This is a genomic window from Pseudomonas sp. HD6515, assembly GCF_024971855.1.
Classification (GTDB): Bacteria; Pseudomonadota; Gammaproteobacteria; order Pseudomonadales; family Pseudomonadaceae; genus Aquipseudomonas; species Aquipseudomonas alloputida.
In genome coordinates, this window is record NZ_CP079827.1 from 3,072,772 (window position 1) to 3,092,877 (window position 20,106).

The following is a 20,106-nucleotide window of genomic DNA, read 5'->3' on the forward strand; positions in this document are numbered from 1 at the left end:
CACCATAGGCAAGGTGACTGTCAACTTGGGTAAAGCGGGGGTAAAAGCGGGTAATGCTCAACCCCCGTGCTGCGCGGTTCATTTCATGAGCAGCCTCAGAAGGTCTGCCCCAACGAGAACTGGAACACCTGGGTTTCGGCGTTATCCGGCTTTTTCAATGGCGTCGCCAGGCTGAAACTCAGCGGCCCCATCGGGCTGTACCAGGTCACGCCAACCCCCAGCGACACAGCCATCTGCGCCAGGTCGACGCTGCCGCAGCCTTGGGTGGTGGACAGGTAGCAGGTGTCGGCATATACGTTGCCGGCATCGACAAACACCGAGCTGCGCAGCTGGCTCTGGTCCTTCACGAAGGGCAGTGGGAACAGGTACTCGGCTCCGCCGGTAATCAGGATATTGCCCCCCAGCACATCGGTGTCGCGGTCGGAATAGTAAGCCTGCCCAGCGCTGGAATAGGCCCCGGTAGCCGGTGTGCTGCGCGGGCCGAGGGTGCCGTCCTTGAACCCGCGTACCGAGCCCTGCCCACCGGCGGTGTAGCTTTCATAGAATGGCAAGCCGTCGGTGGAGCCATAGCCGTTGCCGTAGCCCAGGTTGGTGTGCAGGCGCAGCGTGGTGTTGCTGGTGACCGGCAGGAAAGCCTGGCCGTCGTAGTCGAGCTTGTAGAACGACAGGTCGCTGCCAGGGGTGGTAGCCATCAGCGTCAGGCTCTGCGAGTGGCCCCGGGTGGCTAGCACGCCTTTGTTGAGGGTAGATTCCGACCAACCGATCGACGCCTTGAGGTTGTTGAAGCTTTTGCCTTCGCGGGAGATGAAATCGTAGATCTCGTCAGCGCTGTAGGTGCCGGGCGAAATGTCGTCGTGCTGCAGGGTCAGGCCGTAGGTCAGGCGCGAGGTTTCGTTGATCGGGTAGCCGAAGCTGACCCCGGCGCCGTAGCTGTTGATTGCATAGTACGAAACCCCATCGTCGTAGTAATCGCTGTAGTCGGTGGTGTTGTAGAACAGGTTGTAGCCCAGGCTCACGCCGTCGGCGGTGAAGTAGGGGTCGACGAAGCCGAAGTTGTACTTGGTCTGGTATTCCGAACGGGTCAGGCCGATGGACACCTTGTTACCGGTACCGAGGAAGTTGCTCTGGCTGATCGAACCACCCAGGATCAGGCCGGCGCTCTGGGCGAAACCGACGCTGGCGGTGATCGAGCCGGAGGCCTGCTCTTCGACGCTGTAGTTGACGTCGACCTGGTCGTCGGTGCCAGGCACCTGCGGGGTCTCGACGTTGACTTCCTTGAAGAAGCCCAGGCGCTCAAGACGGGTCTTGGACTGGTCGATCAGGTAGGTCGACGCCCAGCCACCTTCCATCTGGCGCATTTCGCGACGCAGCACTTCGTCTTCGGTCTTGGTGTTGCCGCGGTAGTTGATGCGGTTGACGTAGGCACGCTTGCCCGGGTCGACCACGAACATGATGTCGACGGTGTGGTCCTGGTCGTTCGGCTGTGGCACGCCGTTGACGTTGGCGAAGGTGTAGCCTTCGTTACCCAGGCGGCGGGTGATCAGCTCGGACGTGGTGGTCATCACCTTGCGCGAGAACACCTGGCCCGGCTGCACCAGCAGCAACGACTTGACCTGGTCTTCCGGCACCTTGAGGTCACCGGACAGCTTCACGTCGCGAACGGTGTATTTCTCGCCTTCGTTGATGTTGACGGTGATGTAGACGTGCTTCTTGTCCGGCGTGATGGACACCTGGGTGGAGGCGATGTCCATGTTGATGTAGCCGCGGTCCAGGTAGTAGGAACGCAGGCGCTCCAGGTCACCGGAGAGTTTTTCACGGGCGTACTTGTCGTCGTTCTTGAAGAACGACAGCCAGTTGGTGGTCTTCAGCTCGAACAGCTGCCCCAGGGTCTCATCATCGAATACGTTGTTGCCCACGATGTTGATGTGCTGGATGGCGGCGACGGTGCCTTCGTTGATCTTGATCTTCAGCGCCACACGGTTGCGCGGCTGCGGCACCACCTCGGCGTCGACCTCGGCCGAGTAGCGGCCTTGGGCCACGTACTGGCGCTGCAGCTCGTTACGCACACCTTCGAGGGTGGCACGCTGGAAGATCTCGCCTTCGGCCAGGCCCGATTGTTTCAGGCCCTTCATCAGGTCTTCGGTGCTGATCGCCTTGTTGCCTTCAATCTCGATGCTCGACACCGACGGGCGCTCGACCACGTTGATGATGAGCACATTGCCATCGCGGCTCAACTGGATGTCCTGGAAGAACCCGGTCTTGAACAAGGAACGAGTCGAGTCCACCAGGCGACGGTCGTCGGCCTGGTCGCCAACGTTCAGCGGCAAGGCACCGAACACACTGCCAGCGGAAACCCGCTGCAGGCCGTTGACGCGAATGTCGGCGATCCTGAACGGTGAGGCCTGGGCCAGCGTGGCTTTCAGCAGCAGGATGGAGAGCAACAGGCGCGGGTAGTTCATCGGGGGTTCCAGACAAGCGGATTTGGAGGGAGGCGAGCGCGGGCAACCCGCAAGCAGCGGGCGATGAGGATACGGGCGGGCTGTGTACGGCGCGGTTAGCCGAGGGTAAAGATGTGTAAAGTCCGACCGGCCGGCGGTGACAGTGCCGGCGCGTAGGGCGATCATTACCCCCCCTGCAATTGCGATATCTGGCCCTGATGATCCCTGTGCTGCTGGTCGACGACGACCGCGAACTGACCGAAATGCTCTCTTTGTACCTGGCGCGCGAAGGCTTCCAGGCAACGGCCGTGGACACCGGCGAAGAAGGCGAGACCCAGGCGTTGTCCGGTGACTTCCAGGTGGTGGTGCTGGACGTCATGCTGCCCGGCATTTCGGGCATCGAAGTGTTACGCCGCGTGCGCGCGCGCAGCCAGGTGCCGGTACTGCTGCTGACGGCCCGTGGCGACAACATCGACCGCATCGCCGGCCTGGAGCTGGGTGCCGACGACTATGTACCCAAGCCCAGCTCTCCTGGCGAGCTGGTGGCGCGCCTGCGGGCGATACTGCGCCGCGTGAAGCCACACCTGATGGGTGAAACCAGCGCGCCCGAGGTACCTGAACAGGTACGCAGCGGTGCATTGAAAATGTGGCCGGGGCGGCGCGAGGCACGCTGGGGCGCAGCCACGCTGGAATTGACCGGCTCCGAGTTCAGCCTGCTCGAAGCCCTGGCGCGCCAGGCCGGTCAGCTGGTCAGCAAGCAGGACCTGTCGCTCAATGCCCTGGGCCGGCCGCTGACCCGTTATGACCGACGCATCGACGTGCACGTCAGCAGCATCCGGCAAAAACTTGGCCCGCGTGCCGATGGCAGCAGCTGGATCCAGAGCGTGCGCGGCATGGGCTACATGCTGATCGTCGAATGATGCGCCGGCGTCTGTTCTGGAAGCTGTTCCTGGCCTTCTGGCTTGCCAACACCCTGACCTTCCTGGTGGGGGCGGGGGCCTTCATGCTCAATGAGCTGCGCGGCGATACACCCGGGCTGCGTTCACTGCTGGCCACCGAGCTGCAATTGCTCGAACGGCATGGCGAGCGGGCCGGCCGCCAGTTGCTGGACGTGTCGCCACAGCCGCAGGATGTGCAAGTAGGCCTTTACGACGATCAAGGCCGCTTGCTGGCTGGCCAAACGGTGCACGTGGCGCGTTTCGAGCAGGCACTGCTCGACCGTGACGGCCGCCCGCTGGTGCTGCGCGCTTCGGTGGCCACCCGTGTCGGTATGGCTCCGCGCCCACGCAACCTTGGCCCGTTCGTGACTGGGGCGGTGATGAGCGCGCTGTTCGCGCTGTTGTGCAGCTTTTACCTGACCCGGCCGCTGACCTGGCTGCGCGAGGCCATGGGCCAGGTTGCCCAAGGCCGTTTCGATGTGCGGGTCAGGCCGCGGCTGGGCAAGCGCCGTGACGAAATCGTCGACCTGGCCGAGGACTGTGACCGCATGGCCGGCCAGCTCAAGGCCCTGGTGCAGGCCCAGCAGAACCTGCTGCATGATATTTCCCATGAGCTGCGCTCACCGCTTACCCGCATGCATGCCGCCATCGGCCTGATGCGCCAGCAACCCGACCGGCCCGACATGCTGGAGCGGGTCGAGCGCGAGTCGCGGCGCATGGACGACCTGATCGAGCAACTGCTGACCCTGGCCCGTGCCCAGTCCCGTCAAGGCAACAGTGACTTCGCCAGCGTGGATGTGGTCGAACTGCTGGCGCAGATCGTCGAGGATGCCCGTTTCGAGGCAGGCATGAAGCAGTGCCAGGTGTCCTTGCTGGCTCAGGGCGCGTTTCTCATGCATGGCCATGAAGAGCTCCTGTACCGGGCTTTCGAGAACGTCATCCGCAATGCCGTGCGCTACACCAAGCCCGGCACGGCGGTATTGGTGGAGGCCGCACCGGCACCAGGTGGGCAATGGTTGCAGGTGTGCGTCAGCGACCATGGCCCGGGCGTCGACCCGGCGCGCCTGCAGCGCATCTTCGAACCGTTCGACCGTGGCACCGACAGCAGCGACGGCTTCGGCCTGGGGCTGGCGATCGCCCAGCGTGCCATCGCCTTGCACGGTGGCAGCATCACCGCGCTGGCCGCCGCCACAGGGGGCTTGCGGGTACGCATCGAACTGCCGCAAGCCATTGCTACTTGAAGCCGGTGACCGCGTGGGGAACGTAAGGGGCCTGCAAGCGCGCCACCTCGTCCTCGCTCAGCTGCAGTGACAGTGCGCCCAGGGCATCGTCCAGGTGGGCGGGCTTCGAGGCGCCGACGATAGGGGCGCTAACGCCGGCCCTACCCAGCACCCAGGCCAGCGCAACCTGGGCCATCGGCACCCCCCGTTCGCTGGCGATCTGCTCGACCACATCGATTACCCGGCCGTCCTCCACCTCGGTCTTTTCATAGAACGACTGCCCGGACACATCGGTGCGCGTGCGCTGGGTTTGCTGCCCATGCGGTCGTGTCAGGCGGCCGCGCGCCATCGGGCTCCAGGGCATCAGGCCGACGCCTTGATCCAGGCACAGCGGGATCATCTCTCGCTCTTCTTCGCGGTAGATCAGGTTGAGGTAGTTCTGCATCGACACGAAGCGGCTCCAGCCATGGTTGGCGGCTACCTGCTGCGCCTTGGCGAACTGCCAGGCATACATCGACGATGCACCGATGTAGCGCGCCTTGCCGGCCTTGACCACATCATGCAGAGCTTCCATGGTTTCCTCGATGGGTGTGTGGTAGTCCCAGCGGTGGATCTGGTAAAGGTCGACGTAGTCTGTGCCCAGGCGGCTGAGGCTGGCGTCGATGTTGGCCATGATCGCCTTGCGTGACAAGCCTTGCTCATTGGGCCGGTTGGCGCCTTCCCACATGTTGGCAGGGAAGAACACCTTGGTGGCGATCACGGTTTCTTCGCGGCGGGTAAACTCCCTCAGGAGTTTGCCGAGGATGATTTCCGAGGTGCCGGCGGAATAGCTGTTGGCAGTGTCGAAGAAGTTGATGCCTTGCTCGACGGCATGGCGAATGATCGGCCGGCTGGCGTCTTCGCCCAAGGTCCAGGGATGAGTGCCGGCGTCGGGTTCACCGAAGGTCATGCAGCCCAGGCACAGCCTTGAAATGTCCAGCCCAGTGCTACCCAGCTTTACGTACTGCATCGTCGTCTCCTTCAAGGGCGTGAGTGATGGAGTTAGCCTAACGCTGGCAGGGTTGGGCGAAAATTCCGTATTGATGCATGCGCCATCTGCAAGAATTCACAAGCGTAGCAGCGGCCGCACCTGTTGCTGAAGGAAGTCGGTAACCGCCTTGATCCGCGGCGTGGCACGCACGTCTTCATGCACGGCCAGCCAGATTTCGATGCTCATTGTCTGTTGGGCGCTGCCTGCTTCTTTCAGACCGTGTTCCTGTGCCATGAACGCGGGCAGGCAGGCGATGCCGATGCCGCCGGCACAGGCTTGGGCCTGGATGCGCAGGTCATTGCTGTGCAATGCGAACGGCTGCTGGCCGGCCTGGAGGTTGAGCCATTGCTGTTGTGGGGAACGGGCCTGAGACTCGTCGTAGCCGATATAGCGCCTGACCGTTGCGCTGGCCAGATAACCGGGCGAGGCATACAGCCGGTAATCCAGGTGCCCCAGCAGGCTGACCACCAGAGTTGGCTCTGTCGGCCTGGCCAGGGCGATGCTGATGTCAGCTTCGCGGCGGACCAAGGATGCCTTGGATTTGCTGCCTACCAGCTTCAGGCGCAGCTGTGGGTAGCGCTGGTACAGCTCGCCCAGGCGCCGGGCGACGATGCTGCCCAGCAGCGCCGGTGGTGCCGAGAGCACCACTTCGCCTTCCACTGTCTGTTGGCCGGCGCTGGCGAAATGCGCCAGGGCAAAAGAGGACATGGCCATCTGCTCGGCGAGTTCCGCAACACGTTGGCCTTCGTGGGTGAGGGCATAGGCGCGGGGACGTCGGTCAACCAGCTTGAGCTTGAGCGAAGCTTCGAGCGAGGCGATGCGCCGGGCCACGGTGGCGTGGTCGACACCCAGGGTCTTGGCAGCGGCCGACAGCGAGCCGGCCGAGCTGAAGGCGGAGAAATGGCGCAGGTCTTCCCAATCGAACATGAATGACTCGGCAGTGGCGGGTGCATAAAGGGGTAGGGTAACCCTTTATGACCCTGCCGGCTTCAATGCCCGCCTTTCATCCGCCGCGCCACCAGGTAGATGCCCAGGCCAACCAGCGCAGTCGCGGCGCCGATGTACCCGGTGCTGGTCCAGCCCATGCCGGCAGTGATCGCCATGCCTCCCAGCCATGGCCCCAGGGCATTGGCCAGGTTGAACGCCGCATGGTTCGACGCCGCTGCCAGGCTAGGTGCCTCATGGGCAATGTCCATGAGGCGGATCTGTAGCGGTGCCGCCAGCGCGATCATGGTGCCCACCAGGCCGATGCCCAGCAGCAGGCTCCACAGCGCCTGGGCGGCGAAGGTAAAGAACAGCAGCACGGCGACCGACCACATCAGTACCAAGCCCACGGCGCGGAACTGCAGGCGGTCGAACAGCTTGCCGCCAGCGATGTTGCCGACGATACCGCCCACGCCGAACGCCGCCAGACCAAACGGAATCCACTGTGGCGACACCTGGGTCACGTGCAGCATGGTCGGTGCCAGGTAGCTGAACACGCAGAACATGCCGGCAAAACCGATCGAAGCGATGGCCAGCGCCATCCATACCTGTGGGAGGGCAAAGGCCTGTAGCTCCTTGCGCGGGTCGCTGCGTGTTTCGTCGTGGCGCTGGGGCACGAAACGCCAGACCAGGGCGATGGTGCACAGGGCGATCGCGCCGACCAGCACGAATGCCGAACGCCAACCGAAGTACTGGCCCAGGAAGGTGGCAACCGGGTTGCCGAGCAACATGGCCAAGGTCAGGCCCATCATTACCCGGGCAACCGCCCCCGCGCGCTGATCCTTGGCGACCATGCTCGAGGCGACCACTGCGGCAATGCCGAAGTAGGCGCCGTGGGGCAGGCCGCTGATGAAACGAAATGTGACCAGGCCACCGAACGAGGGGGCAAAGGCCGTGGCCAGGTTGCCCACGGCATACAGCAGCATCAACAGCAGCAGCATGTGCTTGCGCAACAGTTTGGCACCGAGAATGGCCAGTGTCGGTGCGCCAACCATCACCCCCAGCGCATACGCGCTGATGGCATGGCCCACCTGCGGCTCACTCAACTGCAAATTGCTGGCAATGTCGGGCATCAGGCCCATGATGGCGAATTCGCCGGTGCCGATGGCAAAGCTGCCCAGTGCCATGGCGGCTTCCATCTTGGCGACGGTGTGTTTACTGGGGAGCGGGGGGCGTTCCTGGACTGACATTTGTATCCCTATTGAAACATGCTGAAACGTTCAAGGCGGGATAATAGTCAATCGATGGCTGCAACGTCGAGGATGCTGCCCCGGCTTTCGCGACGTTGCAGCCCGTTTCCTGCTCAGTTCGGGCGCGCTTGCTACGCCCCTGGCTGAAGTGACGGGATCCTGTGGCAGCGGGTACGCCTGCTCTTTTAGACTGCGGGCGGTGACGCGCCAACCCTCGGCAAACGGTGTGTACACGCGCCACGCACTCGGTTCACAAGGACAACTGCAATGTCAGATACCCCGCGCAACCCGCTGCTTATCGATGGGGCCGTCGGCCAGATCGAGCTGTTGATCGACTACCCCGACGGACCACCCAAAGGGCTGGTGCTGGTCAGCCATCCGCAACCGCTGCTGGGCGGTAGCCCACGGCATATCGTGCCACTGACCCTGGCACGGCAGCTGCGTGCAGCCGGCTGGCAAGTGGTACGGCCGAGCTTTCGTGGGGTGGGGCAGACGCAAGGCACGCACGACCAGGGCATCGGTGAAGCCGAGGATTGCATCGCGGTCATCCGTCACTTCAATCAGCAACAGCCCGAGCTGCCGGTAGCGCTGGTCGGGTTTTCCTTTGGGGCCTACGTGTTCGCCCGGGTTGCCTGTGCGCTGGAAGGGCAGTTGCAGGCAGTCGCATTGATGGGGCTGCCGGTGGGGGATGTACCGGGAGGGCGCTATTACGAGCCATTGCCGCTGCCTGGGGATTGCCTGTTACTCCATGGTGAACAGGATGAAATGGCACCGCTGGCCAACCTGCTGCAATGGGCTGGCCCTGAACAACGGGCGGTGTCGGTGTACGCCGGTGCCAATCATTTTTTCAAAGGCTGCCTGGGGCGTGCCGCGGAGCAGGTGATTGCTCATCTCGCCCAGAAGACTGGTACTCACCGCTCCAGGTAATGCGTCTGTGCAGCAAAATCGATAAACCGCTTGCTGGCCAGCGACAGGTATTCCCCCGAGCGCCAGCACAAGCGGAAACTCATCTGCTGTGCTGGCCGGAACGGCACGCCGACGATGCCTGGCGTGCGTTGCTGCACCGAGCGCAGCAGGGTCGCCACCCCCATGTTGTCCAGCGCGGCCTGCACCACCAGCGAGACGAAGTTGCTCTGTAGCGCCACCTGGTAAGTGATGCCATGTTCGGCGAAGAACGCATCCAGAAGATGGCGTTGAACGAAGGTGCGATCGAACACCACCATGTCGGTATTGCGCAGGTCTTCGGCGGTGAGGTAGGCCTTGCCGGCATAGGGGTGATCCGGGTGCATGCACGCCAGCATCTCGTCGCTGCCCAGCAGGATCGACTCCTTGTCCGGCGGTACACGCCGGGACTCCAGCAGCGCCAGGTCGATTTCCCTTTGCTCCAGGCGATGGCCAATGTCTTCGGCACTGCCTTCGAACACGGTCATGGCAATGCCCGGGTACGACTTGCGGAAGGCGTTCATCAACCCGGGGACGTAGTGCAGGCCGAACATCGGCGGGATACCCAGGCGCACTTCACCGCGCTTGAGGTCGGCCATGTCGCGCAGCTCTTGCCGGGCAACGTCCATTTCGCGCAGGGCAGAGGCAATGCGCGGCAAGAACTGCTCGCCTTCTGCCGTGAGGATCACTTTGCGCGTGGTGCGGTTGAACAGGGTTACCCCCAGTTCTTCTTCCAGCCGGGTGACGGCCATGCTCAGCGCTGGCTGGGCGATGTGCAGGTGCTGCGCGGCCTTGGTGAAGCTGCCTTGGCGGACGATTTCGACACAGCAGCGCAATGCCTTGAGGTTCATTGAGGGGTGCTACCTTTCATGCGAGATGCATTCATAACGAACTGTGATGCTAAGCATCATAACAATATATTTATTATTATTAACCAGAGGGCCTACGATGCGCGCCACTGAGACATCCTGCAACATCTCAGTCACGCAGCTTAATAAATCTGCAATCCCACAAAGATTTTGAGGTAGTACCCCAAATGGCCAAGGCCGCCGATGTCGTTGTGCAATGCCTGGAAAACGAAGGTGTCGAGTATGTATTCGGCATTCCCGGTGAGGAAAACCTCGACCTGCTCGAATCCCTGCGCAAGTCGAAGATCAAGCTGGTACTGACCCGTCACGAGCAGTCTGCAGGTTTCATGGCTGCCACTTACGGTCGTCTGACCGGCAAGACCGGCGTCAGCCTGTCGACCCTCGGCCCTGGTGCCACCAACCTGGTGACCGCCAGCGCCTACGCCTACCTGGGCGGCATGCCGATGATGATGATCACCGGGCAGAAGCCGATCAAGAAGTCCAAGCAGGGTCGCTTCCAGATCATTGACGTGTGCGGCATGATGGACCCCATCACCAAGTACACCCACCAGTTCGCCTCGGCCGACAACATCCCGGCCCGCATGCGCGAAGCCTTCCGCCTGGCCGAAGAAGAAAAGCCGGGTGCGGTGCACCTGGAGCTGCCGGAAGACATCGCCGCCGAGCAGACCGACGCGCTGCCGATCCCGCGCAGCCTGCACCGCCGCCCGCTGGCCGAGCACGTGGCCATCGAAGCTGCCGTCGAGAAACTGCAGAACGCGCGTAACCCGATCCTGGTGATCGGTGCCGGTGCCAACCGCAAGATGACCGCCAAGGTCCTCAAGCAACTGATCGACAAGACCGGCATCCCGTTCATCACCACCCAAATGGGTAAAGGCGTGGTCGACGAGCGCCACCCGCGCTTCCTTGGCAACGCTGCGCTGTCGTCGGGCGACTTCGTTCACCGCGCCGTCGAAGCCGCCGACCTGATCATCAACATCGGCCACGATGTGATCGAGAAGCCGCCGTTCTTCATGGTCCGTGGCGGCACCGAAGTCATCCACATCAACTTCCGCTCTGCCGAAGTCGATGCTGTGTACTTCCCGCAAGTAGAAGTGATCGGCGACATCGCCAACGCCGTGTGGCAGATCAGTGAAGCACTGAACGACACGTCGCACTGGGACTTCACCCGCCTGATGGCCATCCGTGAAGCCAACGAAGCACAGATCGCCGAAGGCGCCGACGACGACCGCTTCCCGGTCTACCCACAGCGCATGGTGGCTGACATCCGTCGTGTACTGCCGTCCGAAGGCATCGTCGCCCTGGACAACGGCATCTACAAGATCTGGTTCGCCCGCAACTACAAAGCGCACAAGCCAAACACCGTGCTGCTGGACAACGCCCTGGCGACCATGGGCGCCGGCCTGCCATCGGCAATGGCTGCGCACCTGGTGCACCCGGACCGCCCGGTAATCTCGGTGTGCGGCGACGGCGGCTTCATGATGAACAGCCAGGAACTGGAGACTGCAGTACGTCTGGGCATGCACATCACCGTGGTGATCCTGCGTGACGACGGCTACGGCATGATCCGCTGGAAGCAGGCCAACATGGGCTTCACCGATTTCGGCCTGGACTACGGCAACCCGGACTTCGTCAAGTATGCCGAAGCCTACGGCGCCAACGGCCACCGCGTGGAAAGCGCCGAAGGCCTGCTGCCGCTGCTGGAGCACTGCATCAAGACCCCGGGTGTGCACGTGATCGACTGCCCGGTCGATTACAGCGAGAACGACCGCATCCTCAACAGCGAGCTGCGTGAGCGCGCGCTGGCAGTGTAAGCCCTGACAGGCCGGCGCCGTCTTTTTGCCGGCGCGGCCTGGTGCTGTAAAGAGGCCCGTATAGCTGACGGTGATGTGTCGGCTTTACGGGCCTTTTCGCAATACAAGGCTGCTTCTGTATCCCATTCACCCCAGCTCAAGCAGACCTTGCAGGCTGGCCAGAATGGCATTGGCGTCATAAGGCTTGCGGGTGATGGGCACATGCTGCAAGTGCTCGGGAATGCTGATGCCGTCGCCATAGCCGGTGGCAAAGAGGAACGGGACCTGCCGGCGAACCAGTTCATCTGCTACGGAAATGGAGGTTCCGGTGCCCAGGTTGACATCCAGTATTGCCGCGTCCGGTTTGTGGCTACCAAGCAGTTGCATGGCTTGGTCCTCGGAGCTGGCGGTGATCACGTCCTCGATTTGCGCATCGTTGAGAATTTGCTCCAGGCCTACTGCAATTACCAGTTGATCCTCGAGTATCAGCACACACAAACCCGAGCGCGCTGCAAACGCACCGTTTGCACGGGCCATAGGCGTGGCCGGGAGAGCGGTTACTGCCGCTTCGGCTACGGAAAGGTGCTTGGCCGGGATTCTGAAAAAGCCTTGCAGGCCTTCGGGGTGATATTCCACCGCGCTGGTGCCACCCAGGTCGAACGGGATGCTGCGGTCGATCAGCACCGTACCGAAGCCGCTGCGGCTGGGCGGGCGTACCGTTGGCCCACCACTTTCCCGCCAACTGATGGCACAAGCGTTGGTGGCGTCGATTGCCCAGCTCACCGAAAGCTTGCCGCCGGCCCGCGATAACGCACCGTACTTGGCCGCGTTGGTGGCCAGTTCGTGCAGCACCAGGGCCATGACCGAGTACGCGCGCGCATCGAGGATGACGTTCGGGCCCTGCAACTCGATCACGTCGGCAGCCGTGCGATAGGGAGAAAGCTCGGCCTCCAGCAGCTTCGCCAGGCGCCCGCCACCGTCACCGCGCACCACCTGGTCATGGGCCAACGACAAGGCCTGGATACGCCCTTTGAGCGTTGCCACATAGTCCTGCAGGGTCTGGCTTTCCGGGGTCGGATGGGCAACCAGTGCACCAATCAGCGACAGGATGTTCTTGACCCTGTGGTTGAGCTCTTCGTTGAGCATGCGCTGGCGCACGTCGGCTTTGGCGCGTTCACTGGCGAGCAGTTCGCTGTTGTGCAGCACCACTTCGACGATAGCGGTACGGATGGCATCGCCAAACTGGCGGTCCTGCTCGGTCCAGGGTAGCGACTGCTGGTGAACGGTTTCTTTCCAGATGGCGAAGCTCTTGCGGGGCGTCAGGCGGTCGCCCAACGCGCCGCTGTCATAGGTCTTGTTCGGGTCCCCCGCCCAGTCGAGTGTCTCGATCACCTCCTTGCGGAAGAAGATCAAGTAATCCCTTGGGTGTTGCGACATCGGGACGATCAGCACACCCGACACATCATTAAAATACGCCTGGGCCGACGGGAGCACTGTCGACAGGCGATTGGACGCCCAGATTCGGCCTTCGCTGACCATGTCTGCCAGACGCAGCAGATCAGGCACGGCCGTTTGGGGCGGCGCCAGCCCTGCGCACGACCAGCGGCCTAGCAGCGACATGCCGATGCCGTCGCAGGGAATCAGCGACATCAACCGGGGCAGGCGTGCGTGGAAGAACCCATCAATGTCCGCCGCCTGGTTGGCGTCGCGCAGCAGGCTGTCCAGGGCTTTGTGGATGCGCACGGCGGCTTCGAGTTTTTGCCGGCTACGCAGGGTCTCGATATGCAGGGAGAAGAACTCACCGAACATCTCGGCGGCCACACGTTGCCCCATGGCCAGCGTGCGCGGTGCGTAGTGATGGCAGGCAATCATTCCCCACAGCTCGCCATTGACGATGACGGAAATCGACATCGAGGCGCCCACGCCCATGTTGCACAGGTATTCGCAATGGATCGGCGAGACGCTGCGCAGGTGCGCGTAGGACAGGTCGAGCGGTTCGCCCGAGGGGTCGAGCACCGGGTTGATGGCGACCGTATTGAACTGGGCGTCGGAGATTACCCGGATCGGGTTGCGCAGGTAGAGCGCGCGGGCCTGCTGGGGGATATCGGAGGCGGGGAAGTATTGGCCCATGAAGCTTTCGAGGTCGCTACGCTTGGACTCGGCAACCACCTTGCCGGCACCGTCGGCTCCCAGCTGGTAGATCATCACCCGGTCGTAACCGAGCACCGCCCTGACAAAGCGGGCGGCGTCGCGGAACAGCTTGTGGGTCTGGTCGATTTCGCGCAGTTGGGCAATCAGTGTGCGGGCCAGCTCGATCGGTTCGGCGATGCTCGCCCCGGCGGGCTCGAATTCGAGGATTGCCGTGCCTTTGTACAAGTGGGCGGCGATGTCGACGGCCTCGCCGTTGGGCAGCGTCACGCCGAAACTGAGCGCGGGCCGCGAGGCATCCCGGGTACGGGCAAGTGCGTTGCGAAGCGTATGCGTGACCTCGTCACCCAGCACCGCGTGCAGTTTCTGACCATTGATATCGTTTGCTACACCCAGCATCTGTGGAGCGTTGACCGAATGGCGCAGCACTACGGTCGCCGAGGCATCACAGGCCAGCAGGCAGCCATGGGGCTGGATGCTCCCGGGAATCTGGATGGGCTCCCGGTCGCAGTTGGTCAGGTTAACGTGAGGGTTGTAGGTCATTGGCCCGTGCCTGTGGGTAAGGGGAGGCGGGCTGCAGGTCCGCCATCGTCCGTCAGCCTAGCAGGCATTGCACGCCTTGGGGATGGCGGGTCGGGCAATGCCGGTCCATTCCCAAGGCAATGCTTTGATCACAGCGTGGAGTACGGATGTACTCCCGTCGAGAATCGCTTGAAGGCAGCTACGATCAATGGTCTTATCCCGCGCTTGAGCCAACTGGTATTGCAAGATGAACCGCCCGCTGTTTATTTCCATCGATGGCCCCAAGGGTACCGGCAAGACCACGCTGCTGGAGGCCGTCACTCAAGCGTTACGGCTGGACGGGAACAAGGTGATCCGCCTTTGCGAAAGAAAGAATGATCCTCACCGGGGCGAGACCATGGCCCTGGTCAACCAGCTTTCCAGAAGCCCTTGCCAGGACCTTGAGTTCAAGGTTTGCGAACGCTTCGCTGAAAGCCGAGCCTGGATTTCCCGGCATGTACTGCCCAGGCAGCCCGCTGACAGCATCATCCTGATTGACCGCTGGTACCCCTCTGACGCTGCGTTTCGCCGCACAGTGCCGTTTGACAAGATCCTGCGCCTGAACCTCGAACGAAACGTGCAAGTGCCCGATTTGCATGTCGGGGTTGTCACAACGCCTGAAACCTCATGGGCGAGGGCCGCGGCGCGCACGCGTGGGCTGGGCAGTACGGTGATCCATAACCTGGATGAACAGGTTGCCTGTACCGAGGCGTTCGAGCGTGCGGTTGCGGAGCAAGGCTGGGTGCTGTGCCGCAATGAAGGGACCGTCGACGAGGCAACGCGGCAGGTCGTAGGCGAGATTCAGGGCGTGCTTCGACACCTGTGAGGCTTGGGTAAGTACGGCCTGTCTACTGCCTCTGCAGGTATCAGGCGCCCTGGCGGTCGATATCACGGCGCAGGACTACCGACGTGGTAATGTCATCCACTGATTCGTGACGTGCCACGTTGTCACGTACCTGGTTGAGGTCGTCGATCGTTCGGGTCTCCACTTCAACCACCAGGTCAAGCTGACCGCTCACCGACGACACCCGCCGTACGCGCGCGTCCGTTGCCAACTGGTCGAGCAGCCCCATGGCAGGCGTACGCTGCAACGTAACCAGCAAGATCGCGCGTATCACGTTGGCGTCTATTTCGCCGATGTCAGCGCGATAACCGCGAATGACTCCGCTGCGTTCAAGGTTGGCGACACGCTCGGTGGTGGCACTTCGGGAAAGGCCTATGCGGCCGGCTAACGCCTTGAGCGCAATACGCGCGTCCTTCGAAAGTACCTCAAGAATCTCACGATCTTTAGCGTCCAGGTCACGCATTGCAGCCCCTTGATAAGCTTGCCGTCATTATGCCGGTCGGAACCGGCATAATGCCTGTTGCGCCCGGCCGTATGCAGGGTGTCCGTTTCGGCGGCGCATGACAAGCTATTGAAAAACAATCAGCGCGCTCGGAACCTGATGATATGACAGACCTTTCCCACCCGGCACCTCGGTTTTCGGCAAGCGATGCAGAGGGCCTTGCAAAAGATTTCTTCGATGTCACCGGCACTGCAACGCCCCTGGATGGGGAGCGTGATCGCAATTACCGGCTGGATACGGGCGTAGACGCAGGCTGGATACTGAAAATCGTCAATGCCAGCGAGCCCAGGGTAGAAAGCGAGTTTCAAACCGCGCTACTCGATCACCTGGCCGTGCATGGCGCGCATTTGGGCGTACCACACCTGCGGGCCAGCGTGACGGGCGACTACCTGCCGTCTGTGGCCAGCAGCACCGGTGAACAGCACGCTGTGCGCCTGGTCAGCTGGCTGGCCGGCACGCCACTTGCCAAGGCCAGACGCTCCCTGGCGCTGATGAGAAACTTCGGCCAGGCACTCGGTGAACTTGACCGTGCGCTGCAGGGCTTCATGCACCCGGGCGCAGTCCGCGACCTGGACTGGGACTTACGCCATGCTGCGCGCTCCCGTTCGCGGCTGCACTGCATCAAGGACCCTGATCGCCGGGCCGTTGCCGAGCGCTTCATCACCCGGTTCGAGCAGACGGTACAGCCTGAACTGGCGTCCCTTCGCGCCCAGGTGATCCACAACGACGCCAACGACTGGAACATCCTGGTCGATGCCGAAACGGCCGGCAACGTGACTGGCTTCATCGATTTTGGCGATGCCGTGCACACCGTTCTGATTGCCGAGGTCGCAATCGCCAGCGCCTACGCCATTCTCGACATGGACGACCCGATCGGCGCTGCGGCTGCGCTGGTGGCCGGCTTCCATGAGAAGTACCCGTTGCAAGCGCAAGAACTTGATGTGTTGTTCAACCTGATTGCCATGCGCTTGGTCATCAGCGTCACGTTCTCCGCTTCCCGGCAGGACCAGACCGACGACAACCCCTACCTGGCGATCAGTGAAGCGCCTGCCTGGCGTCTACTGGAACAGCTCGATTCGATGAACCCACGGTTGGCCTCCGGCATTTTGCGCAAGGCCTGTGGTTTCGATGCCATCGAAGGTGCGGGGGAAGTCCGCCGCTGGATTGCCGACAACCACAAGTCGTTTGCCGACCTGGTGCGCCCGTCAGCCGCCATTCTCGACAAGGTCATCGCGCCGTTTGGCGATGCCAGCCATGAGATGACCATTGCCTCGGCCCAGCAGCGCCCTGCAGATGCGACGCGGTGGTGGAATGAATGCTCTGCCGCGCACAAGGCCCCGCTGGGCATCGGGCCATGGGGCGAGGTACGTGCCGTCTATACCGACAGCGCCTTTGAGTCTCGCTTCATCAAAGGGCAGCACCGGACCCTGCATGTGGGGGTAGATTTGCTGATGCCAGCGGGTACGCCGTTGTACGCACCGATTGCCGGCACCGTCAGAAGCGTCGAGGTTGAGCCAGACCCGCTGGGTTATGGCGGCCTGGTGATGCTCGAGCACACCCCGCCCGGTTGCCCGCCATTTCTGACACTGTGGGGGCACATGGCCCACGAGGCGCTCAGCCGTTTGAAGGCCGGTGACAAGCTCGAAGCGGGCGATCTCGTCGGTTACATGGGCAGCGATCACGAGAACGGCGGCTGGATTCCCCACCTGCATCTGCAGTTGGTCACCGATACCCAGTTGCGCGCGTGCGAGGTCATTGGCGTGGGTGAGCCCGCATACCGCGAAGCGTGGGCCGACCTGTTCCCCGATGCCTCGGCCCTGGCCGGTATCCCGCCAGAGACCTACAGCCAGCAGGGGATGACCAAGGCCCAGATCATTGCCAGGCGCAAGGAACTGCTGCTACCCAACCTGTCCATTTCGTACACCGACCCGATCAAGTTCGTGCGCGGTGATGGCGTATGGCTGATCGACAACTTCGGGCGGGCCTACCTGGACTGCTTCAACAACGTGTGCCACCTGGGCCATAGTCATCCCGACGTGGTCGAAGCCCTGACCCGCCAGGCTGCGCTGCTCAACACCAATACCCGCTACCTGCACGACAACATCGTCGAATACGCCGAGCGCCTGACCGGCACTTTGCCCAAGGGCCTTTGCGTAGCGTCCTTTGGCTGCTCAGGGAGTGAGGCCAACAGCCTGATGCTGCGTATGGCGCGCAACTACACAGGCAGTGATCAGGCGATCGTGCTGGACTGGGCCTACCACGGCACCACTCAGGAACTGATCGATCTGAGCCCTTACAAGTACAAGCGCAAGGCGGGCAAGGGCAGGGCGGCGCATGTTTACGAGGCCGTGGTCCCGGACAGCTACTACGCCCCCGAGCACTGGCCCGTGGAAGCGCACGGCAAGCGCTTTGCCGAGTCGGTGGCAGAGCAGCTGGATGCCATGCGCAAGGCAGGCAAGCGCCCCGGGTTTTTCATTGCCGAATCGATCCCCAGCGTGGCGGGGCAGGTGTTTTTGCCCGAACACTACCTTGAGGAGGTGTACGCCATGGTGCGTGCCGAAGGTGGGCTGTGCCTGGCCGATGAGGTTCAGGTCGGGTTTGGCCGGGTCGGCAGCCACTGGTGGGCATTCGAGACCCAGGGCGTGGTCCCGGATGCCGTCAGCATGGGCAAACCCATAGGTAACGGCCACCCGATGTCGGCGGTAGTGACCACGCGCGAGGTTGCCGATGCTTTCAACAACGGCATGGAGTATTTCAATACCTTCGCCGGTAACCCAGTGTCGTGCGCGGTAGGCCTGGCGGTGCTCGATGCAATCGAGCGCGACCAGTTGAAAGAAAACGCCTTGAATGTCGGCCATTACCTGCTCGAGGGTTTGCGCAAGCTTCAGCAGCAATTCGACGTGATTGGTGATGTGCGCGGGTTGGGCCTGTTCCTCGGCATCGTGCTGGTCACTGACCGCAAGTCAAAGGCGCCAGCCACGGCCCTGGCCAGAAAAGTGGCTGATGGTGCCCGGGAGCGCGGCGTGTTGATCGGCACCGAAGGCCCGCATGACAACGTGCTGAAAATGCGCCCTTCGATGATTTTCAGCCGGACCAATGCGGACTTCCTTCTCGAGGTGCTGAAAGACAGCTTCACCGCGGCGCTTAAATAGCGTTTCAGCGCGGGCAGGGCGTGCGCATGTGCACGCCCTGCGGCGCACCTATCTGGCGAGCCGGGCAGGTTGCCAGCATCAAGCGCCCCTGATGCTCAGGCCTTCGCGAGCCTGGCCATGCAGGCCGGCGGCCTCTGGCAATGCCGTGACCTTGATCGCGCGCACCGGCACGGCGAACTTGGCGCCGATTTGCGAGAACCGCTCCAGCAGCCTGAAGTTGATCGCTTGCTGAATGTCCATGTAAAGGTTGTAGCCTGGGTCCCGGACAATGTAGACACACTCGAACTCCAGCGCCTCTTTGCCGAAGCCGCGCAGGTGAGCGCGATCGAAACGCGCCTGCTCCTGGGCCTTGATGGCGTCTTCTACGATGGCTGGCGCTTTCTTCACGGCCTCGGTGGGCGTGTCGTAGGAAAGCCCGAACTCGAACACGATGCGACGCTCTTGCAGGCGCTTGTAATTCTGGATGGTGCTGCTGATCATGCTGGCGTTGGCCATGACGATCTGCTCGCCGCCGAGGCTGCGGATGCGTGTGGTTTTGAGGCCGACGTGCTCAACGGTGCCCGCCAGGGGCCCGATGACGATGAAGTCACCGATCTCGAACGGCTTGTCCACGGCGATCGACAACGAAGCGAACAGGTCGCCAAGGATATTCTGCACAGCCAGCGCCACCGCGATGCCGCCCACGCCAAGGCTGGCGACGAAGGCGGTGATGTTCACCCCCAGGTTCGACAGCATCGCCAGCACTACGACTGACCACAGCAGGACCCGCGCGCCCCAGGCCGAAAGGGTTGCCAGTGCGCTGCCCTGGTTCAGGCCGTCGGTACGGTGGCGGGCGAAGTAGCGGCTCAGGCCCAGGCCGATGGCGCGGTTGGCCCACAGGCCAATCTGCAAGGCAGCGACCACGAACCACAGGCTGCTGACCCTGCTCAGCCAGCGCTCGGGCAGGTCCAGCATGCTCAGGCCCACCAGCAAGGAGGCCAGCAACAACAGAACGTTGCTGGTGCCGGAAAGCACCTTGGCCATTATCTGGCTCAATGGGCCTTCGTGTTCGGACCAGCGCCGTACCCGGCGCATCAGGAAACTGATGGCGGCACGGGCGACCAGGAAGACTACGGTGGCGACTGTCAGCGCCACCAGCAGATTGAGAATGGAAATGCCGAATAGGGTGGTTTCGGTGAAAAACGCGATGATGCGGTCGTTCATGAGTACCTCGCCTCTGGGGTGATTTGCCAAGGTGCTTTCTTGGGACGTCAAAGAGGCGCAACAGGTCGATCGGATTTCACCACGCTGGGCAGACGGAGTCAGTCTCGTTAGATTTTCTTCAGTAACCGCAACAGTTTGTTCAGCATTGGCACGACTTGCGGGGTTCGATTGCCAACGCACGCTTGCCGCAACGGCTGCAGGCCCATGCCAACCTACACCTGTTCGACGATGCCGTGCGCACGCTGCGCCGAGCGCCGGGTGACGCCGTGGCCCAGGACCCTGCATAGCACTTCCT

At 62.5% G+C, this 20,106-nt stretch carries 15 protein-coding genes; 7 read left to right on the forward strand and 8 right to left on the reverse strand.

The window, feature by feature from the left end:
* Positions 1 to 95: 95 nt before the first annotated feature.
* Positions 96 to 2,459, reverse strand: coding sequence for an outer membrane protein assembly factor BamA (gene bamA, locus KW568_RS14215; protein ID WP_004374936.1), 2,364 nt, complete (start codon positions 2,457 to 2,459; stop codon positions 96 to 98).
* Positions 2,460 to 2,656: 197 nt separating this feature from the next.
* On the opposite strand from bamA, the gene KW568_RS14220 reads away from it, so the two are divergent.
* Both KW568_RS14220 and KW568_RS14225 read left to right on the forward strand, forming a co-directional pair.
* A complete protein-coding gene (locus tag KW568_RS14220) occupies positions 2,657 to 3,358 on the forward strand; it encodes a response regulator transcription factor (protein WP_004374934.1) in 702 nt (233 codons plus the stop codon).
* The gene (locus KW568_RS14225; protein ID WP_004374932.1) at positions 3,355 to 4,617 is read left to right on the forward strand and encodes an ATP-binding protein; all 1,263 of its coding nucleotides are present in this window, start codon (positions 3,355 to 3,357) and stop codon (positions 4,615 to 4,617) included. Before KW568_RS14220 ends, KW568_RS14225 begins: the two co-directional genes overlap by 4 nt.
* Here KW568_RS14225 and KW568_RS14230 read toward each other — a convergent pair.
* The 3 genes from KW568_RS14230 to KW568_RS14240 all read right to left on the reverse strand — a co-directional run bounded on the left by KW568_RS14230 (position 4,610) and on the right by KW568_RS14240 (position 7,800).
* On the reverse strand, positions 4,610 to 5,605 hold the full coding sequence (locus KW568_RS14230; RefSeq protein ID WP_004576843.1) for an aldo/keto reductase: 996 nt from the start codon (positions 5,603 to 5,605) through the stop codon (positions 4,610 to 4,612). The two genes, KW568_RS14225 and KW568_RS14230, sit on opposite strands and share 8 nt — an antisense overlap.
* A 96-nt stretch (positions 5,606 to 5,701) precedes the next feature.
* Positions 5,702 to 6,553 (reverse strand): LysR family transcriptional regulator, encoded by an 852-nt coding sequence (locus KW568_RS14235; protein ID WP_004374928.1) that lies wholly within the window; start codon positions 6,551 to 6,553, stop codon positions 5,702 to 5,704.
* A gap of 62 nt (positions 6,554 to 6,615) precedes the next feature.
* Entirely contained in the window at positions 6,616 to 7,800 is a 1,185-nt protein-coding gene (locus KW568_RS14240) for an MFS transporter (RefSeq protein WP_033725485.1), read from the reverse strand.
* Between the two features lie 267 nt (positions 7,801 to 8,067).
* On the opposite strand from KW568_RS14240, the gene KW568_RS14245 reads away from it, so the two are divergent.
* Positions 8,068 to 8,727 carry an alpha/beta hydrolase gene (locus tag KW568_RS14245; protein WP_004576841.1) on the forward strand — a complete coding sequence of 220 codons (660 nt, stop codon included), beginning with the start codon at positions 8,068 to 8,070 and terminating at the stop codon, positions 8,725 to 8,727.
* Here the strand turns inward: KW568_RS14245 and KW568_RS14250 are convergent.
* Positions 8,712 to 9,593, reverse strand: coding sequence for a LysR family transcriptional regulator (locus tag KW568_RS14250; protein WP_004374921.1), 882 nt, complete (start codon positions 9,591 to 9,593; stop codon positions 8,712 to 8,714). The two genes, KW568_RS14245 and KW568_RS14250, sit on opposite strands and share 16 nt — an antisense overlap.
* A 185-nt stretch (positions 9,594 to 9,778) precedes the next feature.
* On the opposite strand from KW568_RS14250, the gene KW568_RS14255 reads away from it, so the two are divergent.
* Positions 9,779 to 11,422: an acetolactate synthase large subunit gene (locus KW568_RS14255; protein WP_004576806.1), complete on the forward strand. Its 1,644-nt coding sequence runs from the start codon at positions 9,779 to 9,781 to the stop codon at positions 11,420 to 11,422.
* A gap of 126 nt (positions 11,423 to 11,548) precedes the next feature.
* Here the strand turns inward: KW568_RS14255 and KW568_RS14260 are convergent, their stop codons facing one another.
* Complete coding sequence (locus KW568_RS14260; protein WP_004374909.1) at positions 11,549 to 14,092, reverse strand: HWE histidine kinase domain-containing protein; 2,544 nt, start codon at positions 14,090 to 14,092, stop codon at positions 11,549 to 11,551.
* Between the two features lie 226 nt (positions 14,093 to 14,318).
* Between KW568_RS14260 and KW568_RS14265 the strand changes: the two genes are divergently transcribed.
* The gene (locus KW568_RS14265; RefSeq protein WP_004577562.1) at positions 14,319 to 14,936 is read left to right on the forward strand and encodes a dTMP kinase; all 618 of its coding nucleotides are present in this window, start codon (positions 14,319 to 14,321) and stop codon (positions 14,934 to 14,936) included.
* A 40-nt stretch (positions 14,937 to 14,976) separates the two neighbouring features.
* Here the strand turns inward: KW568_RS14265 and KW568_RS14270 are convergent, their stop codons facing one another.
* The gene (locus KW568_RS14270) at positions 14,977 to 15,417 is read right to left on the reverse strand and encodes an Lrp/AsnC family transcriptional regulator (protein WP_004374903.1); all 441 of its coding nucleotides are present in this window, start codon (positions 15,415 to 15,417) and stop codon (positions 14,977 to 14,979) included.
* Positions 15,418 to 15,560: 143 nt separating this feature from the next.
* Between KW568_RS14270 and KW568_RS14275 the strand changes: the two genes are divergently transcribed.
* Positions 15,561 to 18,608 (forward strand): aminotransferase class III-fold pyridoxal phosphate-dependent enzyme, encoded by a 3,048-nt coding sequence (locus KW568_RS14275; RefSeq protein ID WP_004577561.1) that lies wholly within the window; start codon positions 15,561 to 15,563, stop codon positions 18,606 to 18,608.
* A gap of 78 nt (positions 18,609 to 18,686) precedes the next feature.
* Here KW568_RS14275 and KW568_RS14280 read toward each other — a convergent pair whose 3' ends face one another.
* Entirely contained in the window at positions 18,687 to 19,811 is a 1,125-nt protein-coding gene (locus KW568_RS14280; protein ID WP_004374895.1) for a mechanosensitive ion channel family protein, read from the reverse strand.
* 155 nt (positions 19,812 to 19,966) lie between these two features.
* Between KW568_RS14280 and KW568_RS14285 the strand changes: the two genes are divergently transcribed.
* Positions 19,967 to 20,098 carry a hypothetical protein gene (locus KW568_RS14285; RefSeq protein WP_004374893.1) on the forward strand — a complete coding sequence of 44 codons (132 nt, stop codon included), beginning with the start codon at positions 19,967 to 19,969 and terminating at the stop codon, positions 20,096 to 20,098.
* Positions 20,099 to 20,106 lie beyond the last annotated feature (8 nt).

Coding starts and splice junctions, on each gene's coding strand:
- KW568_RS14250 (WP_004374921.1), bottom strand. CDS start 9,593: ATGAACCTCAAGGCATTGCGCTGCTGTGTCGAAATCGTCCGCCAAGGC.
- KW568_RS14225 (WP_004374932.1), top strand. CDS start 3,355: ATGATGCGCCGGCGTCTGTTCTGGAAGCTGTTCCTGGCCTTCTGGCTT.
- KW568_RS14235 (WP_004374928.1), bottom strand. CDS start 6,553: ATGTTCGATTGGGAAGACCTGCGCCATTTCTCCGCCTTCAGCTCGGCC.
- KW568_RS14230 (WP_004576843.1), bottom strand. CDS start 5,605: ATGCAGTACGTAAAGCTGGGTAGCACTGGGCTGGACATTTCAAGGCTG.
- KW568_RS14240 (WP_033725485.1), bottom strand. CDS start 7,800: ATGTCAGTCCAGGAACGCCCCCCGCTCCCCAGTAAACACACCGTCGCC.
- KW568_RS14245 (WP_004576841.1), top strand. CDS start 8,068: ATGTCAGATACCCCGCGCAACCCGCTGCTTATCGATGGGGCCGTCGGC.
- KW568_RS14280 (WP_004374895.1), bottom strand. CDS start 19,811: ATGAACGACCGCATCATCGCGTTTTTCACCGAAACCACCCTATTCGGC.
- KW568_RS14270 (WP_004374903.1), bottom strand. CDS start 15,417: ATGCGTGACCTGGACGCTAAAGATCGTGAGATTCTTGAGGTACTTTCG.
- bamA (WP_004374936.1), bottom strand. CDS start 2,459: ATGAACTACCCGCGCCTGTTGCTCTCCATCCTGCTGCTGAAAGCCACG.
- KW568_RS14260 (WP_004374909.1), bottom strand. CDS start 14,092: ATGACCTACAACCCTCACGTTAACCTGACCAACTGCGACCGGGAGCCC.
- KW568_RS14275 (WP_004577561.1), top strand. CDS start 15,561: ATGACAGACCTTTCCCACCCGGCACCTCGGTTTTCGGCAAGCGATGCA.
- KW568_RS14255 (WP_004576806.1), top strand. CDS start 9,779: ATGGCCAAGGCCGCCGATGTCGTTGTGCAATGCCTGGAAAACGAAGGT.
- KW568_RS14220 (WP_004374934.1), top strand. CDS start 2,657: ATGATCCCTGTGCTGCTGGTCGACGACGACCGCGAACTGACCGAAATG.
- KW568_RS14265 (WP_004577562.1), top strand. CDS start 14,319: ATGAACCGCCCGCTGTTTATTTCCATCGATGGCCCCAAGGGTACCGGC.